A 19,972-nucleotide genomic window follows, 5' to 3' on the forward strand; every position below is an offset into this window, starting at 1 on the left:
CCGTCACTTGGGTGACGGCGTTTTCGTTTGTGTGCTTTGCCGCGGATTCGCCGGCCGGGCGCTTCATCGGTGATCAAGATGTCCCTTGTGCAATTTCGCGTGTTCGCGCTGTTCGCGATCGGCTACTTCGTTTCGTATGTCTTTCGTGGCGTGAATCTCGGCTTCGCGCCGCTCATCACGCGCGACCTCGGCCTGTCCGCCGCCGACCTCGGCCTGCTGACGAGTCTCTATTTCCTCGGCTTCGCGTGCGCGCAGATTCCGGCGGGCGTGCTGCTCGACCGCTACGGTCCGCGCCGCGTGAGCGCTGCGCTGTTGCTCGTCGCGGCGGCGGGCGCGTGGGTGTTCGGCGCCGCGCACGACGTCGGCACGATGATGGCCGGGCGGCTTCTGATCGGCATCGGCGTGTCGGTGTGCCTCGGCGGCGCGTTCAAGGCGCTCGCGCAGCATTTCCCGGTCGCGCGGCTGCCGCTCCTGAACGGCTTCGTGATGGCGGTGGGCGGCCTGGGCGGCGTCGCGGTCGGCTCGCCGCTCGAATGGCTGCTCGGCTTCGCCGGCTGGCGTGCGGTGTGCGCGGGGCTCGGCGCGTTCACGGTGGCGGTCGCGGCCGCTTTGTGGACGTTCGCGCCCGAAGCGGAGCAGGGCCGCCAAAACGTGAGCGTCGCCGCGCAGTTCGCCGGCACCTGGCGGATCATCGCGGACCGCGCGTTCTGGAAGATCGCATCGTTCTCGGTCGTCACGCAGGGCGTGTTCTATGCGATGCAGTCGCTATGGGTCGGCGCGTACCTGCGCGACGTGAGCGGCTTCGCGCCGAGCGACGCGGCCGCGCTCGTATCGGTGCTCGGCTTCGCGATGATGGCGGGCTGCGTCGGCTTCGGCGCGGCGGCGCGCGGGCTCGAGCGGCGCGGCGTGTCGCTGTACGCGTTCTGTGGAGTGGGAATGGCGCTCTTCGTCGCGACGCAGCTCGCGATCATGCTGCGCGCGCCGCTGCCCGCCGTCGTGCTGTGGGCAGCGTACGGCGTGTTCGGCGGCGTCGGCATTCTGAGCTACGCGGTGCTCGCCGAGTACTTCCCCGTTCATCTGATCGGCCGCGCGAACACGACGCTCACGCTCGTCATCTTCGTCCTGATCTTCGGCTTCCAGGTCGGTGTGGGCGCGGTGCTGTCGCGGTGGCCGACGCACGCGGGGCACTACCCGGCGGGCGCGCACCTGACCGCTTGGGGCGTGCTCGTCGCGCTGCAGATCGCGAGCGCGGTCTGGTACGTGCTGCCCGACCGCGCGCTCGGCAAGTCGGCGCGGCACGCGGGCTGATGCGCGCGTTAGCCGCGCGCGTCGCGGGCGAAGTGGCGTACCGGCCCGGATCGGAGCGGCGAAAGGCGTGCGAGACGCCGCGCGCTTGTCTTTCTGCGGCCGCGACTGCGCGTCGGCGGCGTCGCGCGCTTCATCTGCGCTGGTCGACGTACTCGATGTATCCGCGCCCGCTCGCCGGCCGTCCGTCACGCTCGCCTTCCCAGCGATAGCCGCCGACGTAGTCCGTGCCGATGCCGAACAGCATCGGCGTGTCGACCGTCGCGTCGATGGCGAACAGATTGCGGCCTTGCCGGTCGCGCACGCGCCACGCGAATGTCTCGGGCAGCCGCATCTCGGAGCCGTCCGGCGCGACGGCCGGCTGCGCCTGCGTGCTCAGCACCCGGAAATGGACATCGGCGTCGAGCCGGTGCGCGCATTGGCCGACGATGCGCAGATACGCGCTCGTCAACGCCGGATGGCCGTCGACGTGGACGTGCGCGAGCAGCAACTGTGTATCGGCATCGAGATCGATCACCTGATAGCTGAACACGTCCCAGGGCAGCTTTGCGGCTTTCGGCAGGAAGCGGTTGTAGAGCAGATACGGCGAGGTGCCGCGCGCGTATTCATAGGTGCAGAGGCCCGACACCTCGGTCGCGGCGCCTTCCTGCTCGATCGTGCCCCGATAGCGGGTGACGAGTGCGATGTGTTCATAGAAGACGCCTTTCGCGAACCATGTGACGTCGCCCGTGGCCGTCAGCGACAACTCGACCGCGAAGCCCTGACGACGGCTCTTCAGCCGGAAATCGGGATAGCGGCCGCTCAGCTCCATATCCTCGCCGAGGCGCAGCAGGCTGCCGTCCGCGCGCCATTCCGTGTCGCGCGGGGTCGAATAGCGTGTGAAGTGACGATCGACGGCGGCCGCCGTGCCGTGCACGAGCGTCGCGGTCTGCAGCGGGCCGTCGCCCGGCGCGGCCGCGAAATCGGTGTCGAACACGCGCATGCCCGCGCTGCCGAGGATGATCGCGCTGGCCAAGAAATGGTGGGGCGCAGGCAGATCCGGGATCATGATGCCGTAGTGCATCAGGCCGAACCGGCGCGCACCGCCGTCCGGCGGAAAGATCGTCGGCGCGGGCAGGCCGTGGCGCGCGGATGGCTCGACGGGCCGCAGAATCTGCGTGGCCACCTTGGCCAGCGCGTAGCCGCGCAATCCGCGCCAGCCGCGGTGACGGTGCGCGCTGTCGATCGGGGGCAACGCGGACGCGGCGGGGCGCTCGTGTCGATGGCGGTGCTCATGTCTTCTCCTTTCCTTGTGTCTTCGATTTGCTTCAAACTTCAGTTGTCGCCGAGCTGCCGCTGGCTGCACAACGAACTGGTTGGCTGCCGTGGCACAGCTTGCGTCTCCCGGGCGTCAGCGAGCTCGAATCACGGCTGTTTGTCGTGTCGGAAAATGTGCAGGGCGCGCGGGCGTCACGTCACGATATGCCGCCTGCCGTCGGCCGCGCCGACGCTGTAGGAGGCGTGAGCAACGACGGTGCGCGGCGGCCCTCTGGGCCGTTGTCGAGGCCCGGACCGTGCGGGAAAGATCGCATTGAGCGTTACATCGGATAATGGCATATTGGGCGTGCTCTAGACATTTGAGGCCACCTTGATCGTCAAGCTCGCTCGCTGGGATTTCGTTCGCCCCGTCAACACGACGCGCGTGCTGGTGGACGTGGGCGTCGAGCAAGGATTGGATTTACTTCAGTGTCTGGATGGCAGCGGCGTCGCGCCAGAGCTGCTCGATCGGCCGGAGGCCACCGTGGCTGCTGCACAGGAGTTGCGCATCGTCCGCAATCTGATGCGGTTTCTGGGGCCGGATTTTCCGCTCGGCGTTGAAGTCGGCCGGCGCTACCATGCGACCGCTTACGGAATCTGGGGATTCGCGCTCCTGAGCAGCGCGACGTTCGCCCACGCCGTGTCGGTTGGACTGCGCTACCTTCAGTTGACGTCGACCTTCTGCGACATCCGGCCGACCACGCGCGGCGATGACGCGACGCTCGTGATCGACGACCGTGACCTGCCGGGCGACGTGCGCGACGTGCTGGTCGAAATCACCGTGGCCGCATTGATCACGCTGCAGTTCGATCTCGATGCGGCGAACTTGCCGGTCAAGCGCCTTGCGCTCAAGATGGAGGCGCCGTCGTATGCCGATCGCTTCCGAACGTTGTTCGGCGCGTCGCCCGAGTTCGGTGCGGCGGAAAACGCGTTGACGGTCGACGCGCGCTGTCTGAATCTGAAGCTGCCGCAGCGCAACTCGCTGACGCGGCGGCTTTGCGAAGACGAATGCCGGCGCGTGCTTGAACGCCGCCGTCGCAGCGAAGGCTGGGCCGGGCGCGTGCGCCGGCACCTCGCGGGCGATTCGGCGCGCGGCCCGACGATGACGGCGCTCGCGGCGGAACTCGGCGTGAGCGCGCGCACGTTGCGGCGGCGGCTCGCGGACGAGGGGACGGATTACGAGACGGTCGTCGACGAGATTCGCGAAACGCTGGCCGAAGCGCTGCTCGCGACCACGGCATTGACCGTCGCGGAGATCTCGGAGCGGCTCGGCTATTGGCTCGGCTATTCGGAGCCGTCCGCGTTCGCGCGCGCGTTCAGGCGGTGGAAGGTGATGTCGCCCAACGAATATCGGCGGTCCGCGTGACGCGGAGCGGGTGGGCCGTGCGCGGCGCGCGCCGGTTCGCCGCGGTCGGCGAAGGCGTGGGCGATGCCTGCCGCGCCGGCGTCCGGGCACGCGCGAGCCCGCACGACATGCGCTAATCGATTGAAGATAAGGCCAATTTCACGCTATAATTTAAAAGTTTGTGCTAATCAACCTCGCACCCTAGCGCCTACCTCCCTCATCCCGTTCGTCCGCCGCACGCCGCTTGACGCAGGCGATGCCGCGAAACCCGCGCCCGCGCGCGCCGTTTCGCGCTCGACCGCAAGCCCGCGCGCGCAAGCGCCCACGCGCGCCGTGATGCATCACGCGGCCCGCAAGCGCGCGGCAGGATAGACAGGTCGGCGGCAAGGGTGTCCCCCAAGGAGCCCCCCGTGTTGCCGTCTTTTTCTCCCGCTTTGCTCGCACTCGCCGACGGCACGGTCTTTCGTGGTTATTCGATCGGCGCGGCCGGCCATACGATCGGCGAAGTCGTGTTCAACACCGCGATCACCGGCTATCAGGAAATCCTCACGGATCCGAGCTATGCGCGCCAGATCGTCACGCTGACCTATCCGCACATCGGCAACGTCGGCGTGAACGCCGAAGACGTCGAAGCGACGAAAGTCCATGCCGCCGGCCTCGTCGTGCGCGATCTTCCCGCGCTCGCGTCGAATTTCCGGATGGAGCGCTCGCTCGGCGATTACCTGCGCGACGAAGGCGTCGTCGCGATCGCGGGCCTCGACACCCGCAAGCTGACCCGCATCCTGCGCGACAAGGGCGCGCAAAACGGCTGCATCCTGACGGGCTCCGACGACGAAGCGAAGGCGATCGCGCTCGCGCGCTCGTTCCCGGGCCTCGCGGGGATGGATCTCGCGAAGGTCGTGTCGACGACGAAGCCGTTCGAGTGGAAGCAGACCGAATGGCGCCTCGGCAGCGGCTACGGGATGCAGGAGACGCCCCGCTACCGCGTCGTCGCGTACGACTTCGGCGTGAAGTACAACATTCTGCGGATGCTCGCCGAGCGCGGCTGCCACGTGACGGTGCTGCCCGCGCAGTCGAGCGCGGCCGACGCGCTCGCGCTCAATCCGGACGGCATCTTCCTGTCGAACGGCCCGGGCGACCCGGAGCCGTGCGACTACGCGATCGCCGCGACGAAGGAATTCATCGAGCGCGGCGTGCCGACCTTCGGCATCTGCCTCGGCCACCAGATCATGGGCCTCGCGGTCGGCGCGAAGACGCTCAAGATGAAGACGGGCCACCACGGCGCGAACCATCCGGTGAAGGATCTCGCGAACGGCCGCGTCGTGATCACGTCGCAGAACCACGGCTTCGCGGTCGACGCCGATTCGCTGCCCGCGAACGCGCGCACGACGCACGTGTCGCTGTTCGACGGCACGCTGCAAGGCTTCGAGCTGACCGACAAGCCCGCGTTCTGCTTCCAGGGCCACCCGGAAGCGTCGCCCGGTCCGCACGACATCGGCTATCTGTTCGACCGCTTCACCGCGCTGATGGATGCGGCGAAGGCGCGCAGCGCCTGACGCCGCCGCATTTCGATCAAGGAGTCTCGCATCATGTTCGGTCACGCACTCGGCATCACGGATCTCTGGACCTACGTGTTCGGAGTGGTGTTCATCATCCTGCTGCCCGGGCCGAACTCGATGTACGTGCTGTCGCTTGCCGCGCAGCGCGGCGTGAAGGCCGGCTATCGGGCCGCGTGCGGCGTGTTCCTCGGCGACGCCGTGCTGATGGTGCTGTCGGCCGCGGGCGTCGCGTCGCTGCTGAAGGCGAACCCGCTGCTGTTCTCGGTCGTCAAGTACGGCGGCGCCGCGTACCTGCTGTACATCGGCGTCGGCATGCTGCGCGGCGCATGGCGCAAACTCGCCCGGCGCGCCGATGCGGGCGGCGACGCGCCGCCCGCGGTGGACGGCGAGCGGCCGTTCCGAAAGGCGCTCGTCGTGAGCCTCCTGAATCCGAAGGCGATCCTGTTCTTCATCTCGTTCTTCATCCAGTTCGTCGATCCGGCCTACGCGCATCCGGCGCTGTCGTTCGTCGTGCTGGGCGCGATCGCGCAGCTCGCGAGCTTCCTGTACCTGAGCACGCTGATCTTCACGGGTGCGCGTCTCGCCGACCATTTCCGCCGCCGCCGCAAGCTCGCGGCGAGCGCGTCGGGTGGCGTGGGCGGCCTGTTCGTCGGCTTTTCCGTGAAGCTCGCGCTCGCGACGATGAGCTGAGCGTCGCCGCCCGCCGATCGCGCATCAACGATTATTTTTTGAATCCCAAGAGCCATGCCAAAACGCACAGACATCAACAGCATCCTCATCATCGGCGCCGGCCCGATCATCATCGGCCAGGCGTGCGAGTTCGACTATTCGGGCGCGCAGGCATGCAAGGCGTTGCGTGAAGAGGGCTACAAGGTCATCCTCGTCAACAGCAATCCGGCGACGATCATGACCGATCCGAACACGGCCGACGTCACGTACATCGAGCCGATCACGTGGGAAGTCGTCGAGCGCATCATCGAGAAGGAGCGCCCGGACGCGATCCTGCCGACGATGGGCGGCCAGACCGCGCTCAACTGCGCGCTCGACCTGCATCACCACGGCGTGCTCGAGAAGTACGGGGTCGAGCTGATCGGCGCGTCGCCCGCGGCGATCGACAAAGCGGAAGACCGCCAGAAGTTCAAGGACGCGATGACGAAGATCGGCCTCGGCTCGGCGAAGTCCGGCATCGCGCACTCGATGGACGAAGCGCTCAAGGTGCAAGCGGAAATCGCGGCGGCCACGGGCGGCAGCGGCTACCCGTCGGTGATCCGTCCGTCGTTCACGCTGGGCGGCTCGGGCGGCGGCATCGCGTACAACCGCGAAGAGTTCGAAGAGATCTGCAAGCGCGGTCTCGACCTGTCGCCGACGCGCGAGCTGCTGATCGAAGAGTCGCTGCTCGGCTGGAAGGAATACGAGATGGAAGTCGTGCGCGACCGCGCCGACAACTGCATCATCGTCTGCTCGATCGAGAACCTCGACCCGATGGGCGTGCACACGGGCGACTCGATCACGGTCGCGCCGGCGCAGACGCTCACCGACAAGGAATACCAGATCCTGCGCAACGCGTCGCTTGCCGTGCTGCGCGAGATCGGCGTCGACACGGGCGGCTCGAACGTGCAGTTCGCGATCAATCCGAAGGACGGCCGGATGGTCGTCATCGAAATGAACCCGCGCGTGTCGCGTTCGTCGGCGCTCGCATCGAAGGCGACAGGCTTCCCGATCGCGAAGGTCGCGGCGAAGCTCGCGATCGGCTACACGCTCGACGAGCTGAAGAACGAGATCACGGGCGGCCAGACGCCGGCGTCGTTCGAGCCGACGATCGACTACGTCGTCACGAAGATTCCGCGCTTCGCGTTCGAGAAATTCCGTGAGGCCGATTCGCGCCTGACGACGCAGATGAAGTCGGTCGGCGAAGTGATGGCGATCGGCCGCACGTTCCAGGAGTCGTTCCAGAAGGCGCTGCGCGGCCTCGAAGTCGGCGTCGACGGCCTCGACGAGAAGACGACGAGCCGCGACGAGATCATCCGCGAAATCGGCGAGCCGGGTCCGGACCGGATCTGGTACGTCGGCGATGCATTCCGCGTCGGCATGTCGCGCGAGCAGATCTTCGAGGAGACGGCGATTGATCCGTGGTTCCTCGAGCAGATCGAGCAGATCGTGCTGAAGGAGAAGGCGCTCTCCGGCCGCACGCTTGCGAGCCTGACGAAGGACGAGCTGCATTATCTGAAGCAGAGCGGCTTCTCCGACCGCCGCCTCGCGAAACTGCTCGGCGCGACGTCCGGCGACGTGCGCGCGCGCCGTCTCGAGCTGAACGTGCGCCCGGTCTACAAGCGCGTCGATACTTGCGCGGCCGAGTTCGCGACGAAGACGGCCTACATGTACTCGACCTACGAGGAAGAGTGCGAGGCACAGCCGACGGCGAACAAGAAGATCATGGTGCTGGGCGGCGGCCCGAACCGGATCGGCCAGGGCATCGAGTTCGACTACTGCTGCGTGCACGCGGCGCTCGCGATGCGCGAGGACGGCTATGAGACGATCATGGTCAACTGCAACCCGGAAACGGTGTCGACCGACTACGACACGTCCGATCGTCTGTACTTCGAACCGCTGACGCTCGAAGACGTGCTCGAGATCGTCGACAAGGAAAAGCCCGTCGGCGTGATCGTCCAGTACGGCGGCCAGACGCCGCTCAAGCTCGCGCTCGATCTCGAAGCGCACGGCGTGCCGATCATCGGCACGTCGCCCGACATGATCGACGCGGCCGAAGACCGCGAACGCTTCCAGAAGCTCTTGCAGGACCTCGGCCTGCGCCAGCCGCCGAACCGCACCGCGCGCGCCGAGGACGAAGCGCTCGCGCTCGCCGACGAAATCGGCTATCCGCTCGTCGTGCGCCCGTCGTACGTGCTGGGCGGACGAGCGATGGAAATCGTCCATGAGCCGCGCGATCTCGAGCGCTACATGCGCGAGGCGGTGAAGGTGTCGAACGATTCGCCGGTGCTGCTCGACCGCTTCCTGAACGACGCGATCGAATGCGACGTCGACTGCATCTGCGACGGCGATGCCGTGTTCATCGGCGGCGTGATGGAGCACATCGAGCAGGCGGGCGTCCACTCGGGCGATTCGGCATGCTCGCTGCCGCCGTATTCGCTGTCGAAGGAAACGGTCGCCGAGCTGAAGCGCCAGACTGGCGCGATGGCGAAGGCGCTGAACGTCGTCGGCCTGATGAACGTGCAGTTCGCGATTCAGCAGGTGCCCGCCGACGCAAATTCGGCGGACGGCTCGAAAGAGGACATCATCTACGTGCTCGAAGTGAACCCGCGCGCATCGCGCACGGTGCCGTACGTGTCGAAGGCGACGAGCCTGCCGCTCGCGAAGATCGCCGCGCGCGCGATGGTCGGCCAGACGCTCGCGGAGCAGGGCGTGACGAAGGAAGTCGAGCCGCCGTACTTCAGCGTGAAGGAAGCGGTGTTTCCGTTCATCAAGTTCCCGACCGTCGACCCGGTGCTCGGACCGGAGATGCGCTCGACGGGCGAGGTGATGGGCGTCGGCACGACGTTCGGCGAAGCGCTCTTCAAGTCGCAGCTCGCGGCGGGCTCGCGCTTGCCGGAGTCGGGCACGGTGCTCCTCACGGTGATGGACGCAGACAAGCCGAAGGCGGTCGAAGTCGCGCGGATGCTGCACGATCTCGGCTATCCGCTCGTCGCGACGCGCGGCACCGCCGCTGCGATCGAGGCTGCGGGCGTGCCGGTGAAGGTCGTGAACAAGGTGAAGGACGGTCGCCCGCACATCGTCGACATGATCAAGAACGGCGAGATCGCGCTCGTGTTCACGACCGTCGACGAGACGCGCGCGGCCATCGCCGATTCGCGTTCGATCCGGATGAGCGCGCAGGCGCACAAGGTCACGTACTACACGACGATGTCCGGCGCGCGCGCGGCGGTGGAGGGGCTTCGCTATCTCAAGAACTTGGAAGTCTATGATTTACAAGGTCTGCATGGTCGCCTAAACTAAGCCTCCAGTTACCTGCCGAAGCAACACGTGCCGCGATTAAGCGGCGTTTCCGATGTTCCGGAAATGCGCTTAATCGCGGTGATTTTTTTTATAGCCGTTATTAGCTATTGAATCGTTTATGAGCACCATTCCGTTGACGAAGCGTGGCGCAGATCAACTGCGCGACGAATTGCAGCGCCTCAAGTCAGTTGAGCGACCGGCCGTCATCAACGCGATCGCCGAAGCGCGTGCGCAGGGTGACTTGTCCGAAAACGCCGAATACGACGCCGCGAAGGAAAAACAGGGCTTCATCGAGGGTCGTATCGCGGAAATCGAATCGAAGCTGTCGGCCGCACAGATCATCGATCCGACCGCTGTCGACGCCGACGGCCGTGTGGTGTTCGCCGCGACGGTCGAGCTCGAGGATCTCGAGACGGGCAACACCGTCAAGTACCAGATCGTCGGCGACGACGAAGCCGACATCGACCACGGCCTGATCTCGGTCAGCTCGCCGATTGCGCGCGCGCTGATCGGCAAGTCCGAAGGCGACGTCGCGGCGGTCCAGGCGCCGAGTGGCGTACGCGAGTACGAGATCATTTCGGTGCTGTACATCTGATGGCTGCTTCCGCCGCGCCGCACCGGCTGTTTCGCCTGCTGGCGACTGTCTGGGTCGGCAGTCTGCTGACGATCGGCTATGCGGTCGCGCCGGTGCTGTTCGCGACGCTCGAGCGGATGACGGCCGGCTCCGTCGCCGCGCGCCTCTTCAGCATCGAGGCGACAATCGGCGCGGTGTGCGGCGTGCTGTTGATCGGCTTGTCGAATCTGCTCGTGCGGCGCGGCCACGACGCCTATCGGCCGCTGCGCTTGTTGCTCGCGGCGATGCTCGGCTGCGTGCTGATCGGCTATTTCGCGCTCCAGCCGTTCATGAACGCGCTGCGGGTCGCGGCGCTCGAGGCGGGCACCGACGTCGGCCATTCCGCCTATGCGGGGCGCTTCGCGCTCTTGCACGGCGTGTCGAGCTTCTTCTACCTCATCGAGAGCCTGCTCGGTGTATGGCTGATCTGGCGGCTGCCGGGGAAGGGCGACGCGAGTCCGCTCGGTGATGAGCGGCGCGTCTGAGCCGGCGCGCCGCTTGCGTGCTTCGTTCGGCGTGCGGGCTTGCTGGCCGGCCGACCAGGCGCGACAAGCCCGACGATGATCACTTCCCGTTCTGGTGCTGGCGCTTCGCGCTAGACTGGCGCTTCTTCGCACGCTTGACGTTGCCGCCCGCCGTCACGCGCTCGTTGCCGAGCACGCGCACCTGTTGCGGCTTCGGCCGACGCACCGGCTTGTCCGGCGACTGCTTGACCACCTTGACGACGCGCGGTGCGCGGCCCTTTGCGGCGCGGTCGTCGTCGGCTGCTTGCCGAGCGCCCGCGCGGGCGGCTTCGCGTGCGCTCGGCACGCCGCGGCGGCCGCGCTGCGGTGCCTCTTTGGCCTGCTCGGGCTTCCAGATCACGAGCAGCTTGCCGATGTGCTGGATCGGCGCGGCGCTCAGGCGGTCGCAGATTTCGTCGTAGATCGCGACGCGCTCGTCGCGCTCGTCGCCGAACACGCGGATCTTGATCAACTGGTGAGCGGCGAGGTGGACCTTGATCTCGGCGAGCACGGCGTCGGTGAGCCCTTCAGCGCCGATCAGCACGACGGGCTTGAGCGCATGGGCTTGGGAACGCAGCGCGGAGCGCTCGGCGGGGGAAAGCGAAAGGGCGGGCATCGGAATGAGGAATTCGAATCAATTTAAGGCGGACCAACCGGGCAAGCGGTGAAGCTTTTCCGCGGCGGCGCGCCGAAACCACGTAAAATCGCGGCTTGGGCCCATCGGGGCCGAAAGCCGCGCCAATAAGAGCCATATTATCCGCTAAAAGCGCGGCTTCACGAAGCAATCGGCAGTAATCTCTCCATCGCATGGCAAAGAACCGCTTTAACCATTCCTGGTTGCACGACCACATCAACGACCCGTACGTCAAAATGGCGCAGCGGGAGGGCTATCGCGCGCGCGCGGCGTACAAGCTGAAGGAAATCGACGAGCAGGACAAGCTGATCCGTCCGGGCCAGGTGATCGTCGATCTGGGCGCGGCGCCGGGGAGCTGGAGCCAGTACGCGCGCAACAAGCTCGCGCAGGGCAAGCGGCGCGACACGGTGCGCGAGGGTGGCATCGACGGGACGATCATCGCGCTCGACATGCTGCCGATGGAGCCCATCGCCGACGTCCATTTCATCCAGGGCGACTTCCGCGAGGACGACGTGCTGCACCAATTGGAGGAATTGCTCGCCGGACGCCCGGTCGACCTTGTAATTTCCGACATGGCCCCCAACCTGTCCGGCGTGGCGGTCGCGGATGCGGCGCGCATCGAGCATGTCTGCGATCTGGCGCTCGAATTTGCGCAAAATCATCTGAAGCCGGATGGCGCCCTTTTAGTCAAGTGCTTTCACGGCAGCGGCTACAGCCAGATTGTCGAGAAATTCAAGCACCAATTTAAAACGGTGGCGCCGCGCAAGCCAAAAGCTTCCCGCGACAAATCGTCCGAAACGTTTATTTTGGGTCGGCATCTAAAGTAATCCCGCTGAAGTGGCATGGCGTGGCAGGATGCGCCGGAGCCCTTGCCAGTCGTGCCGCGCGCCTATCGGCGCGGTAGCGAATCCTTATGGCGAGGGGCTGCGGACTGGATTAGAATGCCTGAGGGGCGCCGCAAGGCAAATGTAGGCGCTCGTCTATGAGTGAAGGAGTGGTGCTTTGAACAACAATATGTTTTCGAAGGCAGCAGTGTGGCTCGTGATCGCACTGGTGCTGTTTACGGTGTTCAAGCAGTTCGACAAGCCCCGCGTCCAGGAAGGCGTCTCCTATTCGCAGTTCATGGATGACGCGAAGAACGGCAAGGTCAAGAATGTCGTCGTGCAGGGGCGCAACCTCACTGTCACTCCCGCAGATGGTCAGAAATATCAGATCGTGTCGCCGGGCGACATCTGGATGGTCGGCGATCTGATGAAGTACGGCGTGCAGGTCAGCGGCAAGGCCGATGACGAGCCGAACGCGCTCGTCTCCGCACTTTACTATCTCGGTCCCACGCTGCTCATCATCGTGTTCTGGTTCTACATGATGAGACAGATGCAGGGGGGCGGTAAGGGCGGCGCGTTCTCGTTCGGCAAATCGCGCGCGCGGCTCATCGACGAGAACAACAATGCAGTCAACTTCTCCGATGTCGCCGGCTGCGACGAAGCGAAGGAGGAAGTGTCCGAACTCGTCGACTTCCTGCGCGATCCGCAGAAATTCCAGAAGCTCGGCGGCCGCATCCCGCGCGGCGTGCTGCTCGTCGGGCCTCCCGGCACCGGTAAGACGCTGCTCGCGCGCGCCATCGCGGGCGAGGCGAAGGTGCCATTCTTCAGCATCTCGGGTTCGGACTTCGTCGAAATGTTCGTCGGCGTCGGCGCGGCCCGGGTGCGCGACATGTTCGAGCAGGCGAAGAAGCACGCGCCCTGCATCGTGTTCATCGACGAAATCGACGCGGTCGGCCGTCATCGCGGCGCCGGCATGGGCGGCGGCAACGACGAGCGCGAGCAGACGCTCAACCAGATGCTCGTCGAGATGGATGGCTTCGAGGCGAATTCCGGCGTGATCGTGATCGCCGCCACGAACCGCTCCGACGTGCTCGACAAGGCGCTGTTGCGTCCGGGCCGTTTCGACCGCCAGGTCTATGTCGGTCTGCCGGATATCCGCGGCCGCGAGCAGATCATGCGCGTGCACCTGCGCAAGGTGCCGATCGCGAACGATGTCGACGCGGCGGTCATCGCGCGCGGCACGCCGGGCTTCTCGGGCGCCGATCTCGCGAACCTCGTCAACGAGGCCGCACTCTTCGCGGCGCGCCGCGGCAAGCGGATCGTCGAGATGCAGGACTTCGAGGACGCGAAGGACAAGATCTTCATGGGTCCGGAGCGCAAGTCGGCCGTGATCCGCGAAGAAGCGAAGCGCGCGACCGCGTACCACGAGTCGGGTCACGCGGTGATCGCGAAGCTGCTGCCGAAGGCCGATCCGGTCCACAAGGTCACGATCATTCCGCGGGGACGTGCGCTCGGCGTGACGTGGCAACTGCCGGAGCACGACAACGAGACGTACTCGAAGGATTACCTGCTCGATCGCCTGGCGATCCTGTTCGGCGGCCGGGTGGCGGAAGAGCTGTTCCTGAACCTGATCAGCACGGGGGCGTCGGACGATTTCAACAAGGCGACGCAGACTGCGCGCGCGATGGTGGCCCGCTTCGGGATGACCGACGCGCTCGGACCGATGGTCTACGTCGACGACGAGAACGATGCGAGCCCGTTCGGCCGCGGCTTCACGCGCACGATCTCGGAGGCGACGCAGCAGAAGGTCGATGCGGAAATCCGCCACGTGCTCGACGAGCAGTACAACCTTGCGCGCCGTCTGCTCGAAGAAAACCGCGACAAGGTCGAGGCGATGACGGCCGCGCTGATGGAGTGGGAGACGATCGACTCCGATCAGATCAACGACATCATGGAAGGACGTCCGCCGCGTTCGCCGAAGAGTGCGCCGCCGGCGAGCGACTCGCCGTCGGGCGGTTCGTCCGGCGCCGAGGTCAAGCCGGGCAACGCCACCGCGCCGGCATAAACGATCAAGGCTTTCGTTCACGGGCTGGTGTGGCTGTCACACCGGCCCGTTTTGCATTCTTGTTTGGCGCTTTTCCATCGCGTTCGATCCGACGCTCCGCTCGTGCCCAATCCCGATCCCGCTTTTTCCGTTCCCGAACCGTTGCAATGCGGCCGTTTCACGTTGACCTTCGAGCGGCCGCTCGTGATGGGCATTCTCAACGTCACGCCCGACTCGTTCTCCGACGGCGGCCGCTACGTTGCCCGTGACGCCGCACTCGCGCAGGCGGAGCGGATGGTCGCCGAAGGCGCCGATATCGTCGACATCGGCGGCGAATCGACGCGCCCCGGCGCGCCGCCCGTGCCGCTCGATGAGGAACTCGAGCGCGTGATTCCGCTCGTCGAGGCGCTGCGCGGCATGAACGTGCCACTGTCGATCGACACGTACAAGCCGGCCGTGATGCGCGCGTCGCTCGCGGCGGGCGCCGATCTGATCAACGATATCTGGGGCCTGCGCCAGCCGGGCGCGATCGAAGCCGTGCGCGACAGCGCGTGTGGCCTTTGCGTGATGCATATGCTGGGCGAGCCGCAGACGATGCAGGTGCATGAGCCCGACTATCGAGACGTCGTTGCCGACGTGCGCGCGTTTCTCGCCGAGCGGGCCGATGCGCTCGTGCGGGCAGGCGTCGATCCTCGGCGTATCAGCGTCGATCCGGGGTTCGGTTTTGGCAAGTCGGTGATAGAACACAACTATGCGCTGCTCGCGCATTTGCCGGAGACGGCGCCCGTCCGGCCCGATGGGCGTGCGTATCCGATTCTTGCCGGCATGTCGCGCAAATCGATGCTGGGCGTGCTGATCGGCAAGCCGGCACCCGAGCGCGTTGCGGCGAGCGCTGCCGCGGCGGTCTGCGCGGCCGAGCGGGGCGCGGCGATCGTGCGCGTGCATGACGTCGCGGCGACCGTCGATGCACTGAAAGTATGGAGCGCCGTGCGCGATGCCGCGCGGCTAGCATAAGTCGAAACAAGGAGGAAGGTTCTACATGGGACGTCGTTATTTCGGCACGGATGGCATTCGCGGCAAGGTCGGCGAGGCGCCGATCACGCCCGATTTCGTGTTGCGGCTCGGCTACGCGGCGGGTAAGGTGCTCGCGAGCGCACCGGGGCGCGCTGCGTCGGGCGCGCGTCCGACCGTGCTGATCGGCAAGGACACGCGGGTGTCCGGCTACATGCTCGAAGCCGCGCTCGAGGCCGGTTTTTCGGCGGCGGGCGTCGACGTGATGCTTGCCGGCCCGATGCCGACGCCGGGTGTCGCGTATCTGACGCGCGCGCTGCGGCTGTCGGCGGGCGTCGTGATCAGCGCGTCGCACAACCCGTATCACGACAACGGCATCAAGTTCTTCTCGGCGGACGGCAACAAGCTTCCGGACGAAACCGAGGCGGCGATCGAAGCATGGCTCGACAAGCCGCTCGACTGCGCACCGTCGGACGGGCTCGGCAAGGCGCGGCGTCTCGACGACGCGGCCGGCCGCTACATCGAGTTCTGCAAGAGCACGTTTCCGGCCGCGTTCGACCTGCGTGGGATGAAGCTCGTCGTCGATTGCGCGCACGGCGCTGCATACCAGGTCGCGCCGCACGTGTTTCACGAGCTCGGGGCGGACGTGATTCCGATCGGCGTCGCGCCGAACGGCTTCAACATCAATGACGGCGTCGGCGCGACGGCGCCCGACGCGCTGATGCGCGCGGTGCGGGCGAATCACGCGGATCTCGGCATCGCGCTCGATGGCGATGCGGACCGTTTGCTCGTCGTCGATCATACCGGCCGGCTATACAACGGCGACGAGCTGCTGTATGTGCTCGTCAAGGATCGCATTGCAACTAACGGTCAAGTCAAGGGGGCGGTGGGAACGCTGATGACGAATCTCGCCGTCGAAGTCGCGCTGAAAGAAGCGGGCGTGCAGTTCGTACGGGCGGCGGTCGGCGATCGCTACGTGCTCGAGCAGCTGCGCGAGCGCGGCTGGCAGCTGGGCGCCGAGGGCTCGGGTCATATCTTGTCGCTCGATCGCCATTCGACGGGCGACGGGATCGTGTCGGCGCTCCTCGTGCTCGCGGCGCTGAAGCGCAGCGGCAAGACGCTCGCGCAGGTGCTCGAGGGCGTCACGCTGTTCCCGCAGAAGCTGATCAACGTCCGGATGAAGCCGGGCGCGGACTGGAAGGGCAGCGACGCGATCCGGCGCGCGATCGATTCCGCCGAGCAGGCGCTCGCGGGCAGCGGGCGGGTGCTGATCCGCGCGTCGGGCACGGAGCCCGTACTCCGGGTGATGGTCGAGGCGCGGCAGGCCGCGGACGCGAATCGCCACGCGGAGGCGATTGCCGACGCGGTCAAGCAGGCGACGGCGTAAGCGCGCAGCGCTGGCGGCCGGAGTCGACTCAGCCGACTCGGGGTCGAAGCCTCGCTCGAATCCGACTGCGTTGTGCGGGGCCGCCGATCCTATCGGGTCGGCAGCCCCGCCGTGCTCCGGTGCGCCGCGCGAATTCGTTCGACTAAACATAAAGGCGCTGGCGCACCGATCCTCCGACCTGTCGATTCAACATCCGACATCTCTCGCCAACGTCGGGCTTTTCCTTCGCGTGAATTTTTTACTACGCTTTACAGGCGGCATGAACAGGCCTGCCGACAGCCCCGACAGCGGGCATTGCCGCCTTTCAATCGAGTCATGTTACTGTCACGGCAGGTTCATCGATTGTCACATTACTGTCATGAGCAGCCCCTAATCTTCGCGGTGCCGTAGTCATCCGCTCACACACTGGAGGTCTCATGAAATTGATGCAAACCGCGTTCGCCGGCCTTGCCGGCGCGCTTTTCGCGGTCGCCGCACACGCCGCCGACATCACCGGCGCGGGCAGCACCTTCGCGATGCCGATTTATACGAAATGGGCAGCCGACTATCAGCAGTCGGGCGGCGCGAAGGTCAACTATCAAGGCATCGGTTCGTCGGGCGGCCTGAAGCAGATCATCGCGAAGACGGTCGATTTCGCCGGCTCGGATGCGCCTCTGAAGGATGACGAGCTTGCGAAGGAAGGCCTCTTCCAGTTCCCGACGGTGGTGGGCGGCGTCGTGCCCGTCATCAACGTGCCGGGCGTGAAGGCGGGCGAGATCGTGCTGTCGGGGGCCGTCCTCGGCGACATCTATCTCGGCAAGATCAAGAAGTGGAACGATCCGGCGATCGCGGCGCTGAACCCGAAGGTCAAGCTGCCGGACACGGACATCGCGGTGGTTCGCCGCGCGGACGGTTCGGGCACGAGCTTCATCTGGACGAACTACCTGTCGAAGGTCAACGAAGAGTGGAAGTCGAAGGTCGGCGAAGGCACGACCGTCAACTGGCCGACGGGTACGGGCGGCAAGGGCAACGACGGCGTCGCGGCATTCGTGCAGCGTTTGCCGGGCGCGATCGGCTACGTCGAGTGGGCGTATGCGAAGAAAAACAAGATGGTCTACACGGACCTGAAGAACTCGACGGGCAACGTCGTCGAGCCGAAGACCGAGACGTTCAAGGCGGCTGCCGCGGGCGCGAACTGGTCGAAGTCGTTCTACCAGATTCTGACGAACCAGCCGGGCAAGGAAGCGTGGCCGGTCGTCGGCGCGACGTTCGTGCTGCTGCACGTGAAGCAGGACAAGCCGGCGCAAGGCGCGGAAACGCTGAAGTTCTTCGACTGGGCGTTCAAGAACGGCGCGAAGGCGGCTGACGATCTGGATTACATCTCGCTGCCGGCGTCGGTCGAGACGGAAATCCGCAAGCAGTGGAAGGTGAAGGTGACGGACACGGCCGGCAAGCCGCTCGCCGAATAAGCTTGGCGGCGACGTCATAGCGGTTCGCCGCCCGGCTGCAAGGCCGGGCGGCGTGTGCGGTACCGGCGGGAGGCGCATGCCGTCCGCCACTGAAAAACAGGCTCCCATGTCTGATATTCCTCTCGCGTCGACCCGGTCCGGCGGCCAGTCGCAGCAGCGCGCGCCGAGCCGATACGGCGACCTCCTGTTCGGCGGCCTCACGCGTCTCGCGGCAATCGTGACGCTACTTCTCCTCGGTGGCATCATCGTGTCGCTCATCGTCGCGTCGATGCCCACCATCGAAAAATTCGGACTCCCGTTCCTTTGGCATTCCGAATGGGATCCCAACTCCGATTCGTACGGCGCGCTCGTGCCGATCTACGGGACCGTCGTCACGTCGATCATCGCACTCGTCATCGCAGTGCCCGTGAGCTTCGGCATCGCGCTCTTTCTCACCGAGCTCTCGCCCGTCTGGCTGCGCCGGCCGCTCGGCATCGCGATCGAGCTGCTCGCCGCGATCCCGTCGATCGTCTACGGGATGTGGGGGCTGCTCGTGTTCGCTCCGATTTTCGCGACCTATTTCCAGAAGCCCATCGGCGCGCTGCTGGGGCCGATTCCGGTCATCGGCGCGCTGTTCCAGGGACCGCCTATCGGCATCGGCATCCTGTCCGCGGGTGTGATTCTCGCGATCATGATCATTCCGTACATCGCGTCGGTGATGCGCGACGTGTTCGAGGTGACGCCCGTGCTGCTGAAGGAGTCCGCATACGGGATCGGCTGCACGACCTGGGAAGTGATGTGGAAGATCGTGCTGCCGTACACGAAGACAGGCGTGATCGGCGGCGTGATGCTCGGCCTCGGCCGCGCGCTCGGCGAAACGATGGCCGTGACTTTCGTGATCGGCAATACGAACCTGCTCGACAACGTGTCGCTGTATTCGCCCGGCAACAGCATCACGTCGGCGCTCGCGAACGAGTTCGCGGAAGCGTCGCCGGGCTTGCATACATCTGCGCTGATGGAGCTCGGCCTCATTCTGTTCGTCATCACGTTCATCGTGCTCGCGATCTCGAAGCTGATGCTGCTGCGCCTCGAACGCGGGGAGGGCCGTCAATGAGCTCGCCCGTCCTCAACATGCCGGGCCCCGGCGGCGCCGTGCTCGACGCGATGCGCGCGCGCCTGCAGCGCCGCCGCAAGGCGATCAACGTGATCGCGCTGACCGCGTCGCTCGCCGCGATGGCGTTCGGCCTGCTCTGGCTCGTCTGGATTCTCTACACGACGCTGCATCTCGGGATCGGCGGATTATCGCTTTCGCTCTTCACCGAATCGACGCCGCCGCCGAACACGGCGGGCGGCGGCCTCGCGAACGCGATCGTCGGCAGCGTGCTGCTCATCGCGCTCGCGACGTTCGTCGGCACGCCGATCGGCATCCTTGCGGGCGTCTATCTCGCCGAGTACGGCCAGAAGAGCTGGCTCGCGAGCGTGATGCGCTTCATCAACGACATCCTGCTGTCGGCGCCGTCGATCGTCATCGGTCTGTTCGTCTACGCGCTCGTCGTCGCGAAGCTTGGCCACTTCAGCGGCTGGGCCGGCGTGATTTCGCTCGCGCTCCTGCAGATTCCGATCGTGATCCGCACGACGGAGAACATGCTGAAGCTCGTGCCGAACGCGCTGCGCGAGGCTGCGTTCGCGCTCGGCACGCCGAAGTGGCGGATGATCCTGAAGATCACGCTGCGCGCGTCGGTGGGCGGGATCATCACGGGCGTGCTGCTCGCGGTCGCGCGGATCGCCGGCGAAACCGCGCCGCTTCTCTTCACCGCGCTGTCGAACCAGTTCTTCTCGGTCGACATGAACCAGCCGATTGCGAACCTGCCCGTTACGATCTTCAAGTTCGCGATGAGCCCGTTCGCCGAATGGCAGTCGCTCGCATGGGCGGGCGTGTTCCTGATTACGCTCGGGGTGCTGGGACTCAACATCCTCGCGCGCTCGGTCTTCTCGAAAAAGTAACGGCGGAGC

General features: G+C 66.0%; 16 protein-coding genes. 14 read left to right on the forward strand and 2 right to left on the reverse strand.

Annotated features, from left to right (window positions below):
* Window positions 1-69 precede the first annotated feature (69 nt).
* Window positions 70-1,308, forward strand: coding sequence for an MFS transporter (locus WS69_RS24645; RefSeq protein ID WP_059473269.1), 1,239 nt, complete (start codon window positions 70-72; stop codon window positions 1,306-1,308).
* Window positions 1,309-1,438: 130 nt separating this feature from the next.
* Here the strand turns inward: WS69_RS24645 and WS69_RS24650 are convergent, their stop codons facing one another.
* Complete coding sequence (locus WS69_RS24650; RefSeq protein WP_059473270.1) at window positions 1,439-2,539, reverse strand: DUF6670 family protein; 1,101 nt, start codon at window positions 2,537-2,539, stop codon at window positions 1,439-1,441.
* 393 nt (window positions 2,540-2,932) lie between these two features.
* Between WS69_RS24650 and WS69_RS24655 the strand changes: the two genes are divergently transcribed.
* The 6 genes from WS69_RS24655 (at window position 2,933) to WS69_RS24680 (ending at window position 10,614) form a co-directional block, all read left to right on the forward strand.
* Complete coding sequence (locus WS69_RS24655) at window positions 2,933-3,967, forward strand: AraC family transcriptional regulator (protein ID WP_059473271.1); 1,035 nt, start codon at window positions 2,933-2,935, stop codon at window positions 3,965-3,967.
* Between the two features lie 389 nt (window positions 3,968-4,356).
* Window positions 4,357-5,502 carry a glutamine-hydrolyzing carbamoyl-phosphate synthase small subunit gene (gene carA, locus WS69_RS24660; protein ID WP_059473272.1) on the forward strand — a complete coding sequence of 382 codons (1,146 nt, stop codon included), beginning with the start codon at window positions 4,357-4,359 and terminating at the stop codon, window positions 5,500-5,502.
* A gap of 33 nt (window positions 5,503-5,535) precedes the next feature.
* On the forward strand, window positions 5,536-6,195 hold the full coding sequence (gene leuE / locus WS69_RS24665; protein WP_059473273.1) for a leucine efflux protein LeuE: 660 nt from the start codon (window positions 5,536-5,538) through the stop codon (window positions 6,193-6,195).
* Window positions 6,196-6,249: 54 nt separating this feature from the next.
* Entirely contained in the window at window positions 6,250-9,516 is a 3,267-nt protein-coding gene (gene carB / locus WS69_RS24670; RefSeq protein WP_059473274.1) for a carbamoyl-phosphate synthase large subunit, read from the forward strand.
* A 118-nt stretch (window positions 9,517-9,634) separates the two neighbouring features.
* Window positions 9,635-10,111, forward strand: coding sequence for a transcription elongation factor GreA (greA, locus tag WS69_RS24675; protein ID WP_010102831.1), 477 nt, complete (start codon window positions 9,635-9,637; stop codon window positions 10,109-10,111).
* The gene (locus tag WS69_RS24680; RefSeq protein WP_059473275.1) at window positions 10,111-10,614 is read left to right on the forward strand and encodes a DUF4149 domain-containing protein; all 504 of its coding nucleotides are present in this window, start codon (window positions 10,111-10,113) and stop codon (window positions 10,612-10,614) included. The genes greA and WS69_RS24680 overlap by 1 nt, the downstream gene beginning before the upstream one ends.
* A gap of 79 nt (window positions 10,615-10,693) precedes the next feature.
* Here WS69_RS24680 and WS69_RS24685 read toward each other — a convergent pair whose 3' ends face one another.
* On the reverse strand, window positions 10,694-11,248 hold the full coding sequence (locus WS69_RS24685; protein WP_059473276.1) for a YhbY family RNA-binding protein: 555 nt from the start codon (window positions 11,246-11,248) through the stop codon (window positions 10,694-10,696).
* A 191-nt stretch (window positions 11,249-11,439) separates the two neighbouring features.
* Between WS69_RS24685 and WS69_RS24690 the strand changes: the two genes are divergently transcribed.
* The 7 genes from WS69_RS24690 (at window position 11,440) to pstA (ending at window position 19,963) form a co-directional block, all read left to right on the forward strand.
* Window positions 11,440-12,093, forward strand: coding sequence for an RlmE family RNA methyltransferase (locus WS69_RS24690; RefSeq protein WP_059473277.1), 654 nt, complete (start codon window positions 11,440-11,442; stop codon window positions 12,091-12,093).
* A 175-nt stretch (window positions 12,094-12,268) separates the two neighbouring features.
* Window positions 12,269-14,155 (forward strand): ATP-dependent zinc metalloprotease FtsH, encoded by a 1,887-nt coding sequence (gene ftsH, locus WS69_RS24695; RefSeq protein ID WP_059473278.1) that lies wholly within the window; start codon window positions 12,269-12,271, stop codon window positions 14,153-14,155.
* Window positions 14,156-14,341: 186 nt separating this feature from the next.
* The gene (folP, locus tag WS69_RS24700; RefSeq protein WP_231747217.1) at window positions 14,342-15,148 is read left to right on the forward strand and encodes a dihydropteroate synthase; all 807 of its coding nucleotides are present in this window, start codon (window positions 14,342-14,344) and stop codon (window positions 15,146-15,148) included.
* Between the two features lie 25 nt (window positions 15,149-15,173).
* Complete coding sequence (glmM, locus tag WS69_RS24705; RefSeq protein ID WP_059473280.1) at window positions 15,174-16,532, forward strand: phosphoglucosamine mutase; 1,359 nt, start codon at window positions 15,174-15,176, stop codon at window positions 16,530-16,532.
* A gap of 416 nt (window positions 16,533-16,948) precedes the next feature.
* On the forward strand, window positions 16,949-17,980 hold the full coding sequence (gene pstS, locus WS69_RS24710) for a phosphate ABC transporter substrate-binding protein PstS (RefSeq protein WP_059473281.1): 1,032 nt from the start codon (window positions 16,949-16,951) through the stop codon (window positions 17,978-17,980).
* A 106-nt stretch (window positions 17,981-18,086) separates the two neighbouring features.
* A complete protein-coding gene (pstC, locus tag WS69_RS24715; protein ID WP_059473282.1) occupies window positions 18,087-19,073 on the forward strand; it encodes a phosphate ABC transporter permease PstC in 987 nt (328 codons plus the stop codon).
* Window positions 19,070-19,963, forward strand: coding sequence for a phosphate ABC transporter permease PstA (gene pstA, locus WS69_RS24720; RefSeq protein WP_059473283.1), 894 nt, complete (start codon window positions 19,070-19,072; stop codon window positions 19,961-19,963). Before pstC ends, pstA begins: the two co-directional genes overlap by 4 nt.
* Window positions 19,964-19,972: the final 9 nt, after the last annotated feature.

It is taken from the genome of Burkholderia sp. BDU5, assembly GCF_001522845.1.
GTDB lineage: Bacteria > Pseudomonadota > Gammaproteobacteria > Burkholderiales > Burkholderiaceae > Burkholderia > Burkholderia mayonis.

Coding starts and splice junctions, on each gene's coding strand:
- WS69_RS24685 (WP_059473276.1), bottom strand. CDS start 11,248: ATGCCCGCCCTTTCGCTTTCCCCCGCCGAGCGCTCCGCGCTGCGTTCC.
- pstS (WP_059473281.1), top strand. CDS start 16,949: ATGAAATTGATGCAAACCGCGTTCGCCGGCCTTGCCGGCGCGCTTTTC.
- pstA (WP_059473283.1), top strand. CDS start 19,070: ATGAGCTCGCCCGTCCTCAACATGCCGGGCCCCGGCGGCGCCGTGCTC.
- leuE (WP_059473273.1), top strand. CDS start 5,536: ATGTTCGGTCACGCACTCGGCATCACGGATCTCTGGACCTACGTGTTC.
- glmM (WP_059473280.1), top strand. CDS start 15,174: ATGGGACGTCGTTATTTCGGCACGGATGGCATTCGCGGCAAGGTCGGC.
- WS69_RS24690 (WP_059473277.1), top strand. CDS start 11,440: ATGGCAAAGAACCGCTTTAACCATTCCTGGTTGCACGACCACATCAAC.
- greA (WP_010102831.1), top strand. CDS start 9,635: ATGAGCACCATTCCGTTGACGAAGCGTGGCGCAGATCAACTGCGCGAC.
- folP (WP_231747217.1), top strand. CDS start 14,342: ATGGGCATTCTCAACGTCACGCCCGACTCGTTCTCCGACGGCGGCCGC.
- carB (WP_059473274.1), top strand. CDS start 6,250: ATGCCAAAACGCACAGACATCAACAGCATCCTCATCATCGGCGCCGGC.
- WS69_RS24680 (WP_059473275.1), top strand. CDS start 10,111: ATGGCTGCTTCCGCCGCGCCGCACCGGCTGTTTCGCCTGCTGGCGACT.
- pstC (WP_059473282.1), top strand. CDS start 18,087: ATGTCTGATATTCCTCTCGCGTCGACCCGGTCCGGCGGCCAGTCGCAG.